The organism is Gordonia oleivorans (assembly GCF_040044975.1).
Taxonomy (GTDB): domain Bacteria; phylum Actinomycetota; class Actinomycetes; order Mycobacteriales; family Mycobacteriaceae; genus Gordonia; species Gordonia oleivorans.
In genome coordinates this window covers 73,375-92,931 of record NZ_JBDZDI010000015.1, presented here as the reverse complement: position 1 = coordinate 92,931, position 19,557 = coordinate 73,375, and the positions used below count along the sequence as shown (strand labels likewise).

The 19,557-nt window shown below is 67.1% G+C and carries 17 protein-coding genes; 15 read left to right on the top strand and 2 right to left on the bottom strand.

Annotated elements, in window-relative coordinates; translation table 11 throughout:
* Window positions 1-142 precede the first annotated feature (142 nt).
* Window positions 143-1,390, bottom strand: a complete 1,248-nt coding sequence (gene tgt / locus ABLE92_RS18840; protein WP_348806299.1) for a tRNA guanosine(34) transglycosylase Tgt — start codon at window positions 1,388-1,390, stop codon at window positions 143-145.
* Between the two features lie 91 nt (window positions 1,391-1,481).
* On the opposite strand from tgt, the gene ABLE92_RS18835 reads away from it, so the two are divergent.
* The 3 genes from ABLE92_RS18835 (at window position 1,482) to ABLE92_RS18825 (ending at window position 5,504) form a co-directional block, all read left to right on the top strand.
* A complete protein-coding gene (locus ABLE92_RS18835; protein ID WP_348806298.1) occupies window positions 1,482-1,955 on the top strand; it encodes a hypothetical protein in 474 nt (157 codons plus the stop codon).
* A 53-nt stretch (window positions 1,956-2,008) separates the two neighbouring features.
* Window positions 2,009-2,797, top strand: coding sequence for a MerR family transcriptional regulator (locus ABLE92_RS18830; protein WP_348806296.1), 789 nt, complete (start codon window positions 2,009-2,011; stop codon window positions 2,795-2,797).
* 415 nt (window positions 2,798-3,212) lie between these two features.
* The gene (locus tag ABLE92_RS18825) at window positions 3,213-5,504 is read left to right on the top strand and encodes an HNH endonuclease signature motif containing protein (protein WP_348806295.1); all 2,292 of its coding nucleotides are present in this window, start codon (window positions 3,213-3,215) and stop codon (window positions 5,502-5,504) included.
* Window positions 5,505-5,768: 264 nt separating this feature from the next.
* Here the strand turns inward: ABLE92_RS18825 and ABLE92_RS18820 are convergent, their stop codons facing one another.
* The gene (locus ABLE92_RS18820; protein WP_348806293.1) at window positions 5,769-7,085 is read right to left on the bottom strand and encodes a UDP-N-acetylmuramoyl-tripeptide--D-alanyl-D-alanine ligase; all 1,317 of its coding nucleotides are present in this window, start codon (window positions 7,083-7,085) and stop codon (window positions 5,769-5,771) included.
* Between the two features lie 40 nt (window positions 7,086-7,125).
* Between ABLE92_RS18820 and ABLE92_RS18815 the strand changes: the two genes are divergently transcribed.
* From ABLE92_RS18815 to nuoK, 12 genes are all read left to right on the top strand, one after another.
* Window positions 7,126-8,202 (top strand): D-alanine--D-alanine ligase family protein, encoded by a 1,077-nt coding sequence (locus ABLE92_RS18815; RefSeq protein WP_348806292.1) that lies wholly within the window; start codon window positions 7,126-7,128, stop codon window positions 8,200-8,202.
* 96 nt (window positions 8,203-8,298) lie between these two features.
* Window positions 8,299-8,721 carry a DNA-binding transcriptional response regulator gene (locus tag ABLE92_RS18810; RefSeq protein WP_348806291.1) on the top strand — a complete coding sequence of 141 codons (423 nt, stop codon included), beginning with the start codon at window positions 8,299-8,301 and terminating at the stop codon, window positions 8,719-8,721.
* 149 nt (window positions 8,722-8,870) lie between these two features.
* Window positions 8,871-9,257, top strand: a complete 387-nt coding sequence (locus ABLE92_RS18805) for an NADH-quinone oxidoreductase subunit A (protein ID WP_348806289.1) — start codon at window positions 8,871-8,873, stop codon at window positions 9,255-9,257.
* A 166-nt stretch (window positions 9,258-9,423) separates the two neighbouring features.
* The gene (locus tag ABLE92_RS18800; RefSeq protein WP_348806288.1) at window positions 9,424-9,978 is read left to right on the top strand and encodes a NuoB/complex I 20 kDa subunit family protein; all 555 of its coding nucleotides are present in this window, start codon (window positions 9,424-9,426) and stop codon (window positions 9,976-9,978) included.
* The gene (locus ABLE92_RS18795) at window positions 9,975-10,700 is read left to right on the top strand and encodes an NADH-quinone oxidoreductase subunit C (RefSeq protein ID WP_348806287.1); all 726 of its coding nucleotides are present in this window, start codon (window positions 9,975-9,977) and stop codon (window positions 10,698-10,700) included. The genes ABLE92_RS18800 and ABLE92_RS18795 overlap by 4 nt, the downstream gene beginning before the upstream one ends.
* Window positions 10,697-12,037: an NADH dehydrogenase (quinone) subunit D gene (nuoD, locus tag ABLE92_RS18790; protein ID WP_348806286.1), complete on the top strand. Its 1,341-nt coding sequence runs from the start codon at window positions 10,697-10,699 to the stop codon at window positions 12,035-12,037. The genes ABLE92_RS18795 and nuoD overlap by 4 nt, the downstream gene beginning before the upstream one ends.
* Complete coding sequence (gene nuoF, locus ABLE92_RS18785) at window positions 12,034-14,148, top strand: NADH-quinone oxidoreductase subunit NuoF (RefSeq protein WP_348806285.1); 2,115 nt, start codon at window positions 12,034-12,036, stop codon at window positions 14,146-14,148. The genes nuoD and nuoF overlap by 4 nt, the downstream gene beginning before the upstream one ends.
* A complete protein-coding gene (locus tag ABLE92_RS18780) occupies window positions 14,145-16,571 on the top strand; it encodes an NADH-quinone oxidoreductase subunit G (protein ID WP_348806284.1) in 2,427 nt (808 codons plus the stop codon). Before nuoF ends, ABLE92_RS18780 begins: the two co-directional genes overlap by 4 nt.
* A complete protein-coding gene (gene nuoH, locus ABLE92_RS18775) occupies window positions 16,568-17,899 on the top strand; it encodes an NADH-quinone oxidoreductase subunit NuoH (protein ID WP_348806283.1) in 1,332 nt (443 codons plus the stop codon). Before ABLE92_RS18780 ends, nuoH begins: the two co-directional genes overlap by 4 nt.
* Window positions 17,892-18,473 carry an NADH-quinone oxidoreductase subunit NuoI gene (gene nuoI / locus ABLE92_RS18770; RefSeq protein WP_348806281.1) on the top strand — a complete coding sequence of 194 codons (582 nt, stop codon included), beginning with the start codon at window positions 17,892-17,894 and terminating at the stop codon, window positions 18,471-18,473. Before nuoH ends, nuoI begins: the two co-directional genes overlap by 8 nt.
* Entirely contained in the window at window positions 18,470-19,261 is a 792-nt protein-coding gene (locus ABLE92_RS18765) for an NADH-quinone oxidoreductase subunit J (protein ID WP_348806280.1), read from the top strand. The genes nuoI and ABLE92_RS18765 overlap by 4 nt, the downstream gene beginning before the upstream one ends.
* Window positions 19,258-19,557, top strand: coding sequence for an NADH-quinone oxidoreductase subunit NuoK (nuoK, locus tag ABLE92_RS18760; RefSeq protein WP_348806279.1), 300 nt, complete (start codon window positions 19,258-19,260; stop codon window positions 19,555-19,557). Before ABLE92_RS18765 ends, nuoK begins: the two co-directional genes overlap by 4 nt.

Sequence of the window (19,557 nt, the reverse complement as noted above, 5' to 3'; positions counted from 1 at the left end):
GGGTTTCTTGCGTTTGCGCTGCGCGCGGGTCATCGCTTCTTTCGGTCGAGAGTGGACGTCGCCGGCTCGAGTCGTCCGGCACTGGTCTCAGGATACGCAAACCCAACGAATCGCCAGGGTTCGGAGTTCCCGGCGGGCGCTGTCAGTGGTTGCGGGGGGAGCCGGCGTAGTACCGGCCGAGGAAGTCGTCGCGGTAGGCCTGGTAGTCGCCGGACTCGATGGCGCGGCGGGCACCGTCGACCATGTCGATGATGAAGGCGACGTTGTGCAGGGTGGCCAGGGTTGCGGCCAGTCCCTCCTTGGCCTTGAAGAGATGATGCAGGTAGGCGCGGCTGTACTGCGAGGTGTAGTTGGTGACCTCGGGGTCGATCTGGCCGAAGTCCTTACGGAAGCGCGAGTTGGTGATGTTGACCCGACCGTCGCGGGTGTACACGGCACCGTTGCGGGCGACGCGGGTCGGCGAGACGCAGTCGAAGGTGTCGGCGCCGTTCTCGATGGCGGTGAAGATGTCGTCGGGTTCGCTGATCCCGAGCAGGTGCTTGGGCATGTCCTCGGGCAGTTCCTCGTTGACCCAGCCGACGATGGTGCCGAGGTTGTCCTTCTCGAGGGCGCCGCCGATCCCGAAGCCGCCGAAGCCCTTTCCGCCTGCATCGCGGTCGATGCGGGACAGTTCGGTGAGGTCGCGCGCGGCCTTGCGTCGCAGATCCTCATACTGGGCACCTTGGATGACACCCCACAGCGCCTGTTGCGGCCGGTGACTGCGTTCGGTGGAGAGTCGATTGTGTTCGGCCAGACAGCGAATCGCCCACAACCGGGTGCGTTCCAGCGAATTCTCCTGATACCCACGGGTATTCATCAAGGTCGTGAGTTCGTCGAAGGCGAAGATGATGTCGGCGCCGAGCTGATGCTGGATCTGCATCGACACCTCGGGAGTGAACCGGTGAAACGAGCCGTCGAGGTGCGACTTGAACGTCACCCCGTCGTCGTCGACACGCGACAGCCGTTCCTTGCCCTCGGCGATCTTGTGATCGTCCTGCTCGCCGGTCACGTCCATCGAGATGACCTTCTTGAACCCGGCACCCAGCGACATCACCTGGAACCCGCCGCTGTCGGTGTAGGTCGGCCCACGCCAGTTCATGAAGGCGCCGAGGCCGCCCGCCGCGTCGACGACGTCGGCCCCCGGCTGCAGGTACAGGTGGTAGGCGTTGGCCAGCACGGCCTGCGCGCCGAGTGCCTCGACCGACTCGGGCAGCACCGTCTTGACGGTCGCCTTGGTGCCGACCGGCACGAACGCGGGCGTATGGATCTCGCCGTGCGGGGTCGAGATGACGCCGGTCCGGCCGAGCGTCCCGGGCAGTCGGGTGCCGACCCGGTAGGAATGCGAGCTCACGCCCAGCATCTTCCCAAGAGGACGGCTCGGTCCCCAAACCGGACGCCGTCGGTACCCCAGACCACTGCGCCGGTTCGCTACGGTGAAAACCATGTCGCATCCCACTCGTCGCCGGTCCCCCCGATTCATCACCGCCCGAATTGTCGTCACCGGGATGGCCGGGATCGCCGCCCTCTCGCTCGCCGCGTGTGGCAGCGACGAGCAGTCGACGACGACGAGCACCGTCGCGTCCGAACCCGAGGTGACGACGCCGAGCACCAGCGTGCCGGTGGTCGCCGGTCCGAGCCCCCGGTCGCAGAGCAGGTCAAGCTCGGCCGCGACCTCGGCGGCCGTCGGCGGCACCCAGTGCGGGTCGGTGGCCGGCCCCGACGGGTCGCTGGACGTGGTGGTCCTCGCCGGCGACGTCGACTGCGACACCGCCAAGGAGATCGCCGACGAGTACAGCCCGAAGATCGCGACGGGTCGCCAGCAGCGGATCTCGGCGTGGACGTGCGGACCGTCGGAGGTCCGCGGTGTTCTCGCGGCGTGCCAGAACGGCGACAAGGTGATCGGCTTCATGCCGTGAGGACCACCCGCCACGCTTGACCCTCACGCGACGTGAGGCCCGAAGGTGATGATGTGAGCGAAGGACACACCCCGGTACGTCACGGTGAGCTGACCGTCGGCGCGACGGCCCGACTCGTCGGCGTGAGTGTGCGCACCCTGCATCACTACGACGAGATCGCCCTGGTGGTTCCGTCGGGCCGCACAGGCGCGGGGTACCGCATCTACACCGACACCGACGTCGAACGTCTGCACCGCGTCCTCACCTACCGTGAACTGGGGTTTCCGCTCGAGCAGATAGCGACCCTGCTCGACGATCCGACCGCCGACGCGCTGACGCATCTGCGTGCCCAGCGTGATCTGCTGAACGACCGCATCGCTGCACTACACCGGATGGTCGCGGCTGTGGAGGACATGATGAAAGCGAAGAAGAGCGGAATCTCGCTGTCGGCGGCGGAGCAGGCGGAGATCTTCGGCGACGACTGGCGCGGCGAGGAGTACGCCGACGAAGCGCAGGATCGTTGGGGCGACACCCCGCAGTGGGAGCAGAGCCGCAAGCGCACGGCGAAGTTCACCAAGGCCGACTGGCAGCGCATCAAGGCCGAGACCGACGCCTTCGAGGCCCGGCTGGCCGAGGCGATGCGCGGCGGGATCGCCCCCGGGTCGGCCGAGGCCAACATCCTTGCCGAGGAGCATCGCGCTTCCATCGAGAACTTCTACGACTGCGGATACGAGATGCAGGTGTGTCTGGCCGACATGTACGTCGCCGATCCGCGCTTCACCGAGCACTACGACGCCGCCGAGCCGGGATTGGCCGCCTATCTACGCGACGTGATCCGGGCCAACGCCGAGCGGCAGGGCTGACCGGCGGGGGCGGAGGTTGTCCCTACGGCCCCACCGCCCTTCGCCCGATCGGGACCCCCATCTCGTTATCTCGTTGGTCAAGCACCCTCATCCCGTCGGTCGAGCCCCTCATCCGCCCGTCGAGCCGACCGGAGCGCCAGCCGCCGCGTTGAGCTCCGTCGAAACGGAGGTCGTGTCCGCCGGGCCGAGCTTGTCGAGGGCGAGGTCGAGACCGCATCCCGCCGGTCGAGCCGGTGAGGAGCGCAAGCGACGAACCGTGTCGAGACTCGGTGACACAAGGCTGGAAATAGCCAGCACCCCAACCACATTCACGTATCCACACCCTGTGGATAGAAAATACTTGCGAGTTATGTAGGAGCCGTCTATAATAGAACACATACGCTATAACGGCTCTCTCGGGGGAGGTGACATCAGCATGACAGACACCACCGACACTCCCATGTCACGACCACTGCAGCTGATGCATCGACTCTCCGAGATCTTGGACGAGTTGGCCAGGACTCCGATGACCGCCTGCTCCGACCTCGAGGTGGTGGAGGCGGCGAAACTGTCAGAACAGATCGCCACCCGTACCCACTTCCAGGGCGACCGCGCGATCCTGGAAATCTCGGATCGTGGTGTGCACCGCAAAGTCGGCAAAGTCAGCCTGTCGAACTTCCTGAACTACGATCTGCGGATCGCGCAACCCACCATGCGCATCGCCCATATGAAGGCCACCGCCCGATTCCACGGACTGACCGGACAACCAGAGGAACCGAAATACCCGACCCTGTCGGCCGCGTATGAGCAGGGCTTGATCGGTCACACTCACCTGTCGGCGGCGTTGGAAGCCCTGGACAACATCCCCAACGCCGTACCCCATGACAAGAAGGTCGCGGCCGAAGCCACCCTCGGGGAGAAAGCCACCGAGCATATTCCGGCCGATATCACCAAGATGGGTGCCCGGATTCTGGCGCACCTCGACCCCGACGGGCAGTTGGTGGAGGAGAAGGAACGCCAACAGCGTCGCAACCTGTGGATCAACCAGTCCCGTGTCGATGGGATGGCGAAACTCAACGGGCACCTCCCCCCGATCACCCGAGCCCTGTGGGACACCATGCTGGACGCCTGGGCCAAGCCCGGGATGAACAACTTGCACGATCCGGAATCGCCGACCGGCGCGATCGGTGACGCCGACCCCGACATCCTCGCGGCGGCGGTCAAACGTGACGATCGTTCCCAAGCCCAACGCAACCACGATGCCATGCACGTGTTGTTGGTGTCGGCGATGAAAGAAGGAGTCCTCGGCAAAACGCATCGGGGTTTGCCGGTCGCGTTGATCATCAAAACCTTCCTGCAAGATCTGCTCGCCGGCGCCGGGTATGCCACCACCGCGTCTGGATCCACCATTCCCATCCCGGATTTGCTGAGTGCGCTGGGTGACATCAAAGACCCCAACGATCTGCAGCAGTTCCTGGCGGTGTTCTCCGACGCCATCGACCTCCCCCTGTATCTCGGGCGGTCCCGCCGCCTGGCATCCACCGAGCAGCGGATCGCGTCGTTCTCCCGCACCGGCGGTGAGGTGTGTTCGTTCCCCGGCTGCGGACAACCCGCCTCCCACTCGGAAATGCATCACGCCAAAGAGGACTGGGCCAACGGCGGGAAAACCGACATCACCGATCTGGCGCCGGCGTGCGGGCCGCACAACCGGATGGTCGGCCCCAACCCCGGCCAATACACCACCGGCATCTACGAAGACGGACCCCTCGCCGGACGGTGCTGGTGGCAACTCAACGCCGCACCCGGCATGCCCGACAACCCGAAGATCGTCAACGACCACCCCGACATCACCGCACTCTACGAGCAGAAACTCGACCAGATCCGCGACCAGATCCACAGCGGCGGCGACGTCGCCGATTGTGGTGCCGGCGCAACCGAACCCGCAGACACCGACATGGTCGACGCCGACGTGGTCGACGCCGAAGTGGTCGACGCCGAAGTGGTCGATGTCGACGTCGCTGACGATGAAGCTGACGCGGAGGGTGAGACCGAGTCGGTCGATTCTGACGCCACTGCGGCCGACATCGACGATCCGGCAAGTTCGGATGCTGACAGCGAGTCCGATCATGCGGACGCGGCAACGACCGTCGAGGCCGAAAGCGCTTCCGATCGTGGGGTTTCGAGTGACGATCACGCTCCGACCGCCGACTCGTCGACCATCGGCGACAGCATCGACAGCATCGACAGCGCCGACCACGGCGACAATTGCGAGTCCGGCATCGACGATCGGCCAGAACCTGAAACTGCCGTCGACGAATACGATTCAGGCGCAGCCCAATCCGATCCCGTCGAACCCAGGCCACCCGATCAGCCCAACGGGCCCGACGCCATAGGCGACGAGCACCCCGACGAACCTGGTGTCACCGGCACCGGGGAGATCGACCTGGTCATCTTCGACGGAGACGGTGTCCCGATCACCGACGACCCCGACGACCCAGCCACCACTGCCGGGCTGGAGCGTGCCTCACGCACCCGAATCCGCGTCCGCGACACGACCGCCGAGGATCAGGCTCGCGAACGTCGCATCCGTAGTGGCGGATTCCGTATCAGCCGCGTCAACCTCGAGCGTGAGCTTGATGAACTGGCCGCCATCGGCATGAACCCCCGCAACAGCCGGATCGAACGTGTCCTGGCCGCCCGGCTCCACCACCGGCTCGATACCTCCTGAGCCAGCCTCGCCCACCGGTACTGGCCTGGCCTCACGACCACAGAAACTGTTGTGCCGTGAGGAGTTCCAGCCTCGTCTTACGAGGCCTCGACACGGGCTTCGCTAGCGCTCCGCCCGGCTCGACCACCGGGACGGGACCTCGACCTCGATCTCGATCTCGATCTCGACAAGCTCAGCCCGGCGGACGCGACCTCCGTTTCGACGGAGCTCAACGCGGCGGCTGGCGCTTCGGTCGGCTCGACCGGCGCTGGGTGCTCGCCGCCGCTAACTCAGCGCGTCGGCCACCCGCTCGAGCGCGGCGACCCGGCTGCCCTTGACGAGCACGGCGTCACCGTCGCCGACGCCGTCGAGGGCGGCGACGGCCGCGTCGATCCCGGAGACGTGCTGCGCGGTGGTTCCGTACAGCGGTTCGTCGACGGCGATCACCTCGACACCGAGCGACTGCGCCTCCAGCGCGATGGCCTCGTGTTCGCCGGCCGAGTCGTCACCGAGTTCGGCCATCGTGCCGAGCACGGCGAACCGTCGACGCGCATCGAGCGCGGCGAGCGACCGCAGCGCCGCCGACATCGACGTCGGATTGGCGTTGTAGGAATCGTTGAGCACGACGAGACCCGAGTCGGTGGTGATCAACTCCATCCGCAACCCCGACAGCGCCGCACCGGCGAGACCGTCGGCCATCGCCTCCACCGGCACGCCGAGCCCGCCGGCCGCGGCCGCCGCCGCAAGGGCGTTGGACACCTGATGCTCACCCCGCGCACCGAGGTGCACGTCGGTCGATCCCCACGGCGTGTGCAACCGGAACGAGGCGCGCAACTGGGCGTCGACGCGGATGTCGGTGGCCGACACGTCGGCCGACGGGGTCATGCCGTAACTGAGGACCTTCGCCGAGGTCCGCGCCGCCATGGCGATGACGCTCTTGTGGTCGGCGTTGAGGACGGCGAGTCCGTCGGCGGGCAGGGATTCGACGAGTTCGCCCTTGGCGCGCGCGACCGCCTCGATGTTGCCGAACAACTCCAAGTGCACGCCCTCCACCCGGGTGACGATGCCGACGGTCGGCTGCGCGATCGAGCACAGGTAGGCGATGTGACCGATACCGCGCGCGCCCATCTCCGCGACCACCGCCTCGGTGTCGTCGGGCGCGTTGGCCAGGGTCAGCGGCAGACCGAGTTCGTTGTTGAACGACTTCTCGCTGGCCGCGGTGACGAAGGTGGTCGCCAGCAATCCGGCGAGCAGGTCCTTGGTGGAGGTCTTACCCACCGAACCGGTGACGCCGACGACCCGTTCGGGCAGGGTGCGGCGGACCAGTCGACCCACCGAGGCCAGCGCTGCGGCGGTGTCATCGCAGGTGACGGCGGTGGCGTCGACGCCTGCGCGGGGCGGTTCGGAGGTCAGGTAGGCGGTGGCACCGGCCGCGACGGCCGACTCGATGTAGTCGTGGCCATTGCGCTCGGCGACGATCGGGACGAACAGTTGCCCCGGCGACAGCGCCCGGGAATCGATTGCTGCGCCGTCGACGGTGATCGCGGGCCCGACCATCTGGCCGCCGACAGCGTCGGCGATCTCACTCACCTGCATGTGCACCCCTCAACGCTAGGACATCGGGCCCCGTATCGTGACACCCATGTCCTCTCCCCTGCTGCGTCTGGTGGTGCTCTACGGTGGTGCGTCCGCGGAGCATGACGTCTCCCGGGTCACCGCGGCCCATGTGATCGGTGCGGCCGATCCGGTGAAGTACGAGGTCGTGCCGATCGGAATCGCCAAGGACGGCACGTGGGTCCGCAACGACAAGGTGATCGCGTCGCTGAGCGATGGCACGCCGCTGCCGGGTGAACTGCAGATCGAGGGCACGACCGTCGAGCCGCTCACCGAGCTGCGGAGCCATTCCGACGCCGCCGTCACCGTCGTGCTGCCGCTGCTGCACGGCCCGCACGGCGAGGACGGCACCATCCAGGGCATGCTCGAATTGTTCGGTATGCCGTATGTCGGGGCGGGTGTGCTGGGTTCGGCGGTATGCATGGACAAGGCGATGGCCAAGGTCGTCGCCGCGCAGGCCGGCATCCCGCAGTGCCGGTGGATCGAATTCCGGGACGGGGTGGACGATTCACGGACCATCACCTTCCGCGCCATCGAGGAACTCGGACTGCCGGTGTTCGTCAAACCGGCCAACCTCGGGTCGTCTGTGGGCATCACCAAGGCCCACGACGCCGCCGAACTGGACACGGCGATCAATCTGGCGCTGCGCTACGACGATGTGGTGATCATCGAGGAGGCGGTGACCGGACGTGAGGTGGAGGTCGCGGTGCTGGGCAACGCGACGCCCGAGACGTCGGTGCCGGGCGAGATCCTGCCGGGCAGCGAATTCTATGACTACGAGGACAAATACGTCACCGGTGCGGCCCAGCTGGTGATCCCCGCGCCACTGCCGGAGGAGGCGGCCGCGGAGGTACGCGAGTTGGCCGCCCGGGTGTTCAGCGCGATGCGCTGCGCCGGGATGGCCCGGGTGGATTTCTTCTACGAGGAATCCGGTCGGGGCTGGCTCCTCAACGAGGTCAACACGATTCCGGGTTTCACTCCGGGCTCGATGTATCCGAAGCTGTGGGACGCCACCGGCCTGGCCTATCCCGACCTGATCGACCGCCTGGTCACCCTGGCGATCGATCTACACCGGCGGCGTTCGGGTTTCTCCACCGAACACTGATCCCCGGCCATCACGACATGCTCTCGCCGAGCGCCCTCGCCCGAAACACCCTGGCACCTCGGCGATTCGCCCGGTCGGTGACGTAGCATCGACGACGTGACCGGCACCGACGCGACAGCCCAGCCACCGTCGGTGCTGCGTGTACTGGTCTATTCCGACGATGCCGACACCCGCCGTCAGGTGATCAACGCGCTCGGCACCCGCCCCGATCCGGACCTGCCCGAGTTGAGTTTCCTCGAGGTCGCCACCGGGCCGATGGTGTTGGCGCAACTCGATGCCGGCAATGTCGACGTCGCCATCCTCGACGGCGAGGCGACGCCGGAGGGCGGGATGGGCATCGCCAAGCAGATGAGCGACGAATACGATCCGCGCCCACCGACGCTGCTGCTGATCGGGCGCACCGCCGACCGCTGGCTCGCCGACTGGTCACGCGCCGACGCCACCGCGTCGTTGCCGGTGGATCCGATCGAACTGCCGGCCACCCTCACGCAACTGTTGCGCGCCTCCGACAACCGCTGATTCGCCCCTGACCTGGGCATTGCCCACGCACGGTCGGGTCGGCTCGCAAAACTCCGTCAAACCTTCTCGACATCGGCGCCACCGCCGGTAAGGTTGTGGTGTAGCTCACATCAGCCCCAGCGCTGAGCACACGGAGGGTCCACCTGCCCATGAACGCGTACGTCCCGATTCTGGTTCTCGGGGCCATCGCTGTGGGTTTCGCGGTGTTCTCGGTGGTGATCGCCTCGGTGGTCGGCCCACGCCGGGCCAACCGCGCCAAACTTGATGCCTACGAATGCGGCATCGAGCCGATCGGCGGCGGGCAATCGGTCCTCACCGGGGTGAGACAGTCTGTTGTGCAACGTATTCCGGTGAAGTACTACCTCACCGCCATGCTCTTCATCATCTTCGACATTGAGATCGTCTTCCTGTATCCGTGGGCCGTCGCCTTCGACGCGCTCGGCTGGTTCGGGTTGGCGGCGATGGCGCTGTTCGTCGTGAACGTGTCGGTGGCCTACGCCTACGAGTGGCGCCGCGGCGGGCTGGGCTGGGATTGATGACCCGAATCCACCTGACGGACAGGGACATCGCACAGACGCGTGCGTTCCACATCGGCGTGAAGCACACAGGGATGGCACTGCGGTGCCAGATCCACGGGAGGTATCGGTAGCGAGCCTGGCACACCCCGTGCCGACCCGTCCGATGCGACGAGGAGGTGAAACGATGGGCCTCGAGGAGAGACTGCCCAGTGGTTTTCTACTGAGCACGGTCGAGGATCTCGCCGGATTCATGCGCAAGGGGTCGCTGTGGCCCGCCACCTTCGGTCTGGCGTGCTGCGCCATCGAGATGATGGCCACCACCTCGGGCCGATACGACCTCGCCCGCTTCGGCATGGAGGCCTTCCGCGCCTCGCCGCGCCAGGCCGATCTGATGATCGTCGCCGGTCGGGTCAGCCAGAAGATGGCCCCGGTGCTACGCCAGATCTACGACCAGATGACCGAACCCAAATGGGTTCTGGCGATGGGTGTTTGCGCATCGTCGGGCGGCATGTTCAACAACTACGCGATCGTGCAGGGCGTCGACCACGTGGTACCCGTCGACATCTACCTCCCGGGTTGCCCGCCACGACCGGAGATGCTGCTCAACGCCATTCTCGCGCTGCACGCCAAGATCGGCGAGATGCCTCTGGGCGTCAACCGTGAGGAGGCCATCTGGGCGGCCGAGCAGGCAGCGCTGCAGTCAACGCCGACAATCGACTTGAAGGGACTGCTGCGATGAGCGAGAAGCCCCCGTCGTCGCCGCCGCCGGCGTCCTGTCCGTCCTCGGTCGCGGGCCCGGCCGACGAGGTCATCGGTGTGCGTCACGGCCTGTTCGGGGTGCACGGCAGCGGCGACACGTCCGGCTACGGCGGATTGGTGCAGACGGTCACGCTGCCGGCGGCGCAGCGTCCGTACGGCGGATACTTCGACGAGGTCGTCGACGAGCTGGCGGCCGCACTCGAGAACTCCACCGGACCGGGTTACGACGCGGCCATCGAGAAGGTCGAGATCCATGCCGGCGAGATGACCCTCTACGTGGTGGCACGGCACCTCCCCGCGGTCGCGCTGACGCTGCGCAATCACGAATCCCTGCGCTTCGAATTGTGCTTGGGCGTCAACGGGGTTCACTATCCGCAAGACCATGGCCGGGAACTGCACGCGGTGTATCCGCTCGCCTCCATCACCCACAACCGCCGGCTGCGTCTGGAGGTCGCGGTACCCGACGCCGACCCGCACATCCCGTCCCTCACCGACATCTACCCCACCAACGACTGGCACGAACGCGAAACCTACGACTTCTTCGGCATCGTCTTCGACGGCCACCGCGCGCTGACCCGCATCGCGATGCCCGACGACTGGGACGGACATCCGCAGCGCAAGGACTACCCCCTGGGCGGAGTTCCGGTGGAGTACAAGGGCACACAGGTCGCACCGCCCGACCGACGGAGGTCGTACTCATGACCGATCTGGATCCCCGCCCGGGACGCACCACCCATCCCGAACGCTCCTACACCGTGTCCGGTCAGGACTGGGAGGAGATCGTCTCCGAGGTCGCCGCGCGTGCCGCGGCCCAACCCTCCCAGGAACGCATCGTCGTCAACATGGGACCCCAGCATCCGTCGACACACGGTGTGCTGCGTTTGATCCTGGAGATCGAGGGCGAGACCGTCACCGAGGCGCGCTGCGGAATCGGCTACCTGCACACCGGTATCGAGAAGAATCTGGAGTACCGCAACTGGATTCAGGGCGTCACCTTCGTGACCCGGATGGATTACCTGTCACCGTTCTTCAACGAGACCGCCTACTGCCTGGCCGTGGAGAAGCTCCTCGGCATCACCGACGACATTCCCGAGCGGGCGTCGGTGATCCGGGTGATGCTGATGGAACTCAACCGCATCTCCTCGCACCTGGTGGCCCTGGCCACCGGCGGCATGGAACTCGGTGCGGTCACCGCGATGTTCTCCGGATTCGGTATCCGCGAACAGATCCTGGACCTGTTCGAACTGATCACCGGCCTGCGGATGAATCACGCCTACATCCGACCGGGCGGTCTGGCCGCCGACCTCCCCGACGGGGCGGTCGAGCAGATCACCGAGACCGTCGACGCCATGCCCCCGCAACTCGAGTCGCTCTCGGACCTGTTGACCGACAACTACATCTGGAAGGCTCGCACCTGCGACGTCGGATACCTCGACCTCACCGGATGTATGGCGCTCGGCATCACCGGTCCGGTGCTGCGGTCGACCGGTCTGCCCCATGACGTCCGTAAGTCGCAACCCTACTGCGGATATGAGGACTACGACTTCGACGTCATCACCACCGACACCTGTGATTCGTACGGCCGCTACGTGATCCGGGTCCGGGAGATGAGCGAGTCGGTGCGGATCGTGCGGCAGTGCCTGGACCGGTTACGGCCCGGTCCGGTGATGGTGTCCGAGGCGGACATCGCCTGGCCCGCCGATCTCGCCCTCGGGCCCGACGGTCTGGGCAACTCCGCAGACCACATCGCCGAGATCATGGGCACCTCGATGGAGTCGTTGATCCATCACTTCAAACTCGTCACCGAGGGGATGCGGGTGCCGCCCGGCCAGTGCTACGTCGCGGTCGAGTCGCCGCGCGGGGAGCTCGGGGTGCACATGGTCTCCGACGGCGGAACCCGGCCGTACCGAGCGCATTTCCGCGATCCGTCGTTCACCAATCTGCAGGCGGTGGCCGCGATGTGTGAGGGAGGCATGGTGGCCGACGTGATCACCGCCGTGGCGAGTATCGATCCCGTGATGGGAGGGGTGGACCGATGAGTGAACCCGTCTTCGTCGAACTCGGTGTGGGCCCGGGTGAACCCGCCCGGGAACCGGCCGCGCACTGCCCGTCGACCCCCGCTCCGGCCATCGAATTCGGTGCGCCGGCGGAATATTCGTCCGAGGTCACCGACCGCCTGCGCACGCAGGCCACCGAGATCGTCGCCCGGTATCCGCGAGCGCGCTCGGCGTTGCTCCCGCTGCTGCACCTCGTGCAATCCGAGGACGGCCGGATCTCGCTCGCGGGCATCGGATTCTGCGCCGACGTCCTCGACCTCACCGAGGCCGAGGTCGCGGCGGTGGCGACGTTCTACTCGATGTTCCGCCGCACGCCGACCGGCGAGTACCTGATCGGGGTGTGCACCAACACCCTGTGCGGCGTCCTCGGCGGCGACGAGATCCTGGCGCGTCTGTGCGAACACCTCGGCATCGAACCCGGTGAGACCACCGCGGATTCGCGGATCACCGTCGAGCACATCGAATGCAACGCGGCGTGCGACCTCGCGCCGGTGGTCATGGCCAACTGGGAGTTCTTCGACCGGCAGACCCCGGAGTCGGCGATCGAGCTGGTCGAGGACCTGCGCGCCGGCGTCGAGGTGATGCCGAGTCGGGGAGACCGTGCGGTCGACGGATTCCGCGGGACGGCACGGACATTGGCCGGGGTCGGTGATGCGGCCTCATTCGAAGGCGACGAGACTCGCTCATCCACTGCCGATTCCGGCGATCAACCACGCGAGGACGAACCGTCCATCCCGCCGGTGCTGTCGCGGCACTGGTCCGAGACGGAATCGTGGACACTGCGAAACTATGAGCGGCACAACGGTTATCGCGGCCTGCGGGCGGCGTTGGAGATGGCGCCCGACGACGTCATCGCACTGGTCAAGGCGTCCGGCCTGCGGGGTCGCGGCGGTGCCGGATTCCCGGTGGGCATGAAGTGGTCGTTCATTCCGCAGACCTCCACCGACCGCACGCCCGATTCCGATGCGCCACCACACTATCTGGTGGTCAACGCCGACGAGTCCGAGCCCGGCACCTGCAAGGACATACCGCTGATGCTCGCCACACCTCACGCGTTGATCGAGGGTGCGATCATCGCGGCGTACGCGATCCGCGCCCGGCACGCCTTCATCTATCTGCGTGGTGAGGTAGTCGGAGTGTTGCGCCGCCTGCGTGCCGCAGTCGACGAGGCCTACGCCGCAGGGTATCTCGGGGGCAATGTCCTCGGTTCCGGTCTGGACGTCGACCTCATCGTGCATGCCGGTGCCGGCGCGTACATCTGTGGTGAGGAGACGGCGCTGCTCGACTCCCTCGAGGGCCGGCGCGGACAACCCCGCCTGCGGCCTCCGTTCCCGGCCGTTGCCGGCCTCTACGCGAGCCCGACTGTCGTCAACAACGTCGAGTCCATCGCCAGCGTCCCCGCGGTCCTGCGCAACGGGGTGGATTGGTTCCGAGAGATGGGTACCGAGAAATCACCGGGATTCACCCTCTACTCACTGTCCGGGCATGTGAACCGTCCCGGCCAGTACGAGGCGCCGCTGGGAATCACGTTGCGGCAGTTGCTCGACCAGGCCGGCGGGGTGCGCGACGGTCATCGGCTCAAGTTCTGGACGCCGGGCGGATCGTCGACGCCGATGCTCACCGACGAGCACCTGGATGTCCCCCTCGACTACGAGGGGGTCGGCGCCGCCGGATCGATGCTGGGTACCAAGGCATTACAGATCTTCGACGAGACCACCTGCGTGGTCCGGGCCGTGCTGCGGTGGACCGAGTTCTACGCCCACGAGTCGTGCGGTAAGTGCACCCCCTGCCGGGAAGGCACCTACTGGCTGGTGCAACAACTGCACGCCATCGAGTCCGGTGATCTGGACCTCGACGGGGTCACCGATGCCCTCGACGTCCTCGCCGACGTCACCAACAGCATCGTCGGAAAGTCGTTCTGCGCCCTCGGTGACGGTGCCGGCAGTCCGATCGTCTCCTCCCTGAAGTACTTCCGCGACGAATACCTCGCGCATGCCCGCACTGGCACCGAGGGCGGATGTCCCTTCGACCGCTGTGCCGCAACGGTGTTCACCGACCACCGCACGCCTCACATCCCGGGAGTGAACCGATGACCGCACTCTCCGATCGACCGACCGCCACCGAACACGCGGATCTGGTGAGCGCCACCATCGACGGCACCGAGATCCAGGTGGCGCCGGGAACCCTGGTGATCCGTGCCGCCGAGCAGGCCGGCATCCAGATCCCCCGGTTCTGTGACCATCCGCTGCTCGCCCCGGTCGGCGCATGCCGCCAATGCCTCGTCGAGGTCGAAGGCCAACGCAAACCCCTCGCGTCGTGTACCACCACCGTCACCGACGGTATGGAGATCCGCACCCAGTTCGGTTCCGACGACGCCGCCCGCGCCCAACGCGGTGTGATGGAACTGCTGCTCATCAATCATCCCCTCGACTGCCCGATCTGCGACAAGGGCGGCGAATGCCCGCTGCAGAACCAGGCGATGACCGCCGGTCGGGCGCAGTCCCGTTTCACCGGGACCAAACGCACCTACGTCAAACCGCTCCCGCTGTCGTCGGCCATCCTGCTGGACCGGGAACGCTGCGTCCTGTGCGCGCGCTGCACCCGCTTCGCCGATCAGATCGCCGGGGACCCGCTGATCGCACTGGCCGATCGTGGTGCGCTGCAACAGGTCAGCGTCGTCAACGCAGACGGTGAGGATGCCGGTTCCGGCGTCGCGTTCGATTCGTACTTCTCCGGCAACACCGTGCAGATCTGCCCGGTCGGCGCGCTGACCGGCACCGCCTACCGGTTCCGGGCCCGCCCCTTCGATCTCGTGTCGACGCCGAGCGCGTGCGAACACTGTGCGAGCGGATGCGCGCAGCGCGTCGATCATCGCCGCGGAAAGGTGTTGCGGCGCCTGGCCGCCGACGATCCCGAGGTCAACGAGGAGTGGAACTGCGACAAGGGCCGCTGGGCATTCGCCTACACCGCTACCCGGGACCGGTTGACGGCACCGCTGGCCCGCGACCGGCACGGCGACCTCCGCGAGGTGCCGTGGGCGCATGCGCTGCGCATCGCCGCCGACGGTCTGCGCGCCGCCCGCGGCCGGGCCGGCGTCCTGACCGGCGGACGTCTGACGGCCGAGGACGCGTACGCCTATTCACGGTTCGCACGAACCGTGCTGGACACCAACGACATCGACTTCCGCTCCCGCCCGCACAGCGCCGAGGAGACCGCCTTCCTCACCACCCGCATTGCCTCGCGAGCCGACGACGTCACCTATCGCGACCTCGACGCCGCGCCCGCGGTGCTGCTCGTCGGATTCGAACCGGAGGAGGAGTCCCCCATCGTCTTCCTGCGGTTGCGACGCGCGGTCCGTGAATCGCGGCAACGGGTGTATGCCGTGGCGGCGTGGCGTTCCCCCGGTGTCGCCAAGCTCGGCGGGACGCTGATCCCCACCGTGCCGGGTGGCGAGACCGCGGTGCTCGACTCCCCCGATTCCGCTGCGTTGCTGAGTGATCCGTCGTCGGTGATCCTGGTCGGTGAGCGCACGGCGCAGTCGCCGGGGGCCCTGTCGGCGGTCGTGCGGTTGGCCGAACGCACGGGCGTCCGCCTGGCGTGGATTCCGCGGCGTGCCGGTGACCGCGGCGCCGTCGAGGTCGGTGCACTGCCCACCCTGCTGCCGGGTGGCCGCCCGGTGACCGATTCCATTGCTCGCCAGCAGGTCGGCGATCTGTGGGAGCACCCGGTCCCCGAGACCGAAGGGCGGGACGTCGGCGAGATCCTCGCGGCCGCCACCTCCGGCGACATCGATGCCCTCCTGATCGGCGGGGTCGACCCCGCCGATCTCCCCGACCCTCGCGCGGCCGAAAGTGCCATCGAAGCGGCGAGATTCGTGGTGAGCATGGAGATCGCGCATTCGACGATCACCGAACGCGCCGACGTCGTACTGCCCGTCGCGGCGGCCCCGGAGAAGGCCGGGATGTTCCTCGACTGGGAGGGACGGGCACGTGCCTTCCCCGCCGCACTCGCCGACACCGGCCGCCTCCCCGATCATCGTGTTCTCGACGCCCTGGCCCAGTCCGCCGGCGTCGACCTCGGATGCCGCGAGATCGCCGACATCCGAGCACAATTGGCGCGATTGGGACCGTGGACCGGACCACGACCGGAGCCCTCACCGGTGTCGGCTCCGCCACGCCCGGCCACCACCACCGGCGAGGCCGTACTCGCCACCTGGCATCAGCTCCTCGACCGTGGCCGACTGCAGGACGGCGAACCTCATCTCGCCGGGACCGCACATCCGCCACTGGCCCGGATGTCGGCGACCACCGCGGCATCCATCGACGCGCGCGACGGTGACCGGGTCACGATCGGCACCGACCGCGGCGTCATCACCCTCCCGCTGCACATCGTCGAGATGGTCGACGACGTGGTGTGGGTTCCGACCAACTCGGAGGGCTCGCAGGTGCCCTCGACACTCGGGGTGAGCGCGGGAGCGGTCGTTCACATCGGTATCGCCACCGGAGGTGACGCATGATCACCGCAGCCACCGACTACCCGACCCTCGCCGACTTCGGGCACGACCCGTGGTGGTTGGTGCTCATCAAAGCCGTCGCGGTGTTCGGCTTTCTGGTGGCCAATCCGCTCGTCGCGATCCTCGCCGAACGCAAGATCATGGCCCGCATGCAGGCCCGCATCGGCCCGAACCGGGTGGGGCCACGCGGCCTGCTGCAAAGCGCCGCCGACGGCGTCAAACTGGCCCTGAAGGAGGGCATCACCCCGTTCGGCGTCGACAAGGTCATCTACTTCCTCGCGCCGATCATCGCCGTCGTCCCGGCGATCCTGGCCTTCGCGGTGATCCCCTTCGGCCCGATGGTGTCGGTCGCCGGGCATCAGACGCCACTGCAGCTCACCGATCTCCCGGTCGCGGTGCTGTTCATCCTGGCGATGGCGTCGATCGGGGTGTACGGGATCGTGTTGGCCGGCTGGTCCTCCGGCTCCACCTACCCGCTGCTCGGTGGGCTCCGGTCGACGGCGCAGGTCATCTCCTACGAGATCGCGATGGGCCTGACGTTTGCCGCGGTGTTCCTCGACTCCGGCACCATGTCGACGTCGGGAATCGTTGCCGGACAGCACAACTACTGGTACGGACTGGTCCTGTTGCCGTCCTTCGTGATCTATGCGGTGTCGATGGTCGGCGAAACCAACCGCGCCCCTTTCGATCTGCCCGAGGCCGAGGGTGAACTCGTCGGCGGCTTCCACACCGAGTACTCGTCGCTGAAGTTCGCGATGTTCATGCTCGCCGAGTACATCAACATGGTCACCGTGTCGGCGTTGGCCACCACCCTGTTCCTCGGCGGCTGGCAGGCGCCGTGGCCGCTGAGCCTCTGGGACGGCGCCAATTCCGGCTGGTGGCCGATCCTCTGGTTCACCCTCAAGGTCTGGGTGTTCATGTTCGTGTTCATCTGGCTGCGCACCAGCCTGCCGCGCCTGCGTTACGACCAGTTCATGAACCTGGGCTGGAAGGTCCTGATCCCGGTGTCGCTGACCTGGGTGATGGTGGTGGCGCTGATCCGCGCGTCGTTCCCCGTCAACGCAACGGTCCCACGCGCACTGACCTCGGCGGCCGTCGGGTTCGTCCTGACCGTCGCGTTGTTCTGGGCGGTGCGCCAGGTGATCCGGCCCCGCACCACCGCGGCCGGACCAGCGGTACCGGAACGCGCCGCGGCCACCTCGAAACCGCCACCGTTCGACGCCATGGCCGGCGGATTCCCCGTCCCGCCGCTGCCCGGGCAAGTCCGCACAGCCACCGCCACTGAAACCCCCGCCACCGGGACGACCGCCAAGGAGACCACCGATGCCTGACTCGCGGAAGCCCCCCGACCTCCTGAAGCCGCTGAGCGGCATGGGTGTGACGTTCTCCGGGATGTTCGCGCCGACGGTCACCGAACAGTATCCCGAGGAGAGACGGCCCACCGCGCCGCGCTATCACGGTCGCCACCAACTCAATCGGCATCCCGACGGCCTGGAGAAGTGCGTCGGATGTGAACTGTGCGCGTGGGCGTGTCCGGCCGATGCGATCTTCGTCGAAGGTGCCGACAACACCGACGCGCAACGATTCTCGCCCGGCGAACGCTACGGCCGGGTCTATCAGATCAACTATCTGCGCTGCATCGGCTGCGGACTGTGCATCGAGGCCTGCCCCACCCGCGCACTCACCATGACCAACGAGTACGAACTCGCCGACGACAACCGGGCCGACCTCATCTACGAGAAGCATCAGCTGCTCGCGCCGCTGGCGCCGGGAACCGAACCGGCGCCGCACGATACGACCGCCGCAGTGGCGGACGGAACGGCACCCACCGAGGCCGACTACTACCAGGGACGCGTGGATCGCGCCGGGCACGTGATCCCCGCCGACGCCGAGGCCACCCGGTGACTCCGTCCGGTGTGGTGCTCGCCACCGTCCTCGCCGACGCGTCGCGCACCTCCACCGGTGAGGCGGTGCAGTTCTGGGTGCTGGCCGTCGTCGCGGTGGCCGGTGCGCTCGGCGTCGTCTTCGCCACCAAGGCGGTGTACTCGGCCCTGTTCCTCGCGACCACGATGATCGTGCTCGCCGTCTTCTACATCGCCCAGGGCGCACTGTTTCTCGGTGTTGTGCAGGTGGTGGTCTACACCGGCGCGGTGATGATGCTGTTCCTCTTCGTGCTGATGCTGATCGGGGTGGACTCGTCGGACTCGCTGGTGGAAACGCTGCGCGGGCAACGCATCGCGGCGGTCCTCCTCGGAATCGGTTTCGGCGCGTTGCTGTGTGGCGGCATCGGCACCGCCACCGTCGCGGCGACCTCCCCGACGCCGCTGCCCACCGGCAACAATGCGGTGGCCGCGATCGGCGAGCTGATCTTCATCCGCTATCTCTGGGCGTTCGAACTCACCGGGGCGCTGCTGATCACCGCGACCCTGGGCGCGATGGTCCTGGCGCATCGGGAGCGTTTCGGCCCCAAGCGATCCCAGCGGCAGATGTCGATCGACCGGTTCAAGAAGGGCATCGACCAGACCCCGCTACCCAGTCCCGGGGTCTATGCCCGGCACAACGCCGTCGACATCCCCGCCCGCCTTCCCGACGGCAGCGCGTCGGCGTTGTCGGTGAGTGCGACCCTGACGCCCCGGTCACCCGGCGACTCCCCGGCCGGCGAGGCCGCCGAGACGGATCGGGGTCGACGATGAACCCGGAGAACTACCTGTACCTCGCGGCACTGCTGTTCGCGATCGGCGCGGCCGGGGTGTTGTTGCGGCGCAACGCGATCGTCGTCTTCATGTGCGTCGAGTTGATGCTCAATGCCGCGAACCTCGCCTTCGTCAGTTTCGCCCGCATCCAGAACAATCTCGACGGTCAGGTCATCGCCTTCTTCACCATGGTGGTGGCCGCAGCGGAAGTGGTTGTGGGACTGGCCATCATCATGATGATCTTCCGGTCGCGGCGTAGTGCCTCGGTCGACGATGCGGCACTGCTGAGGAGATGA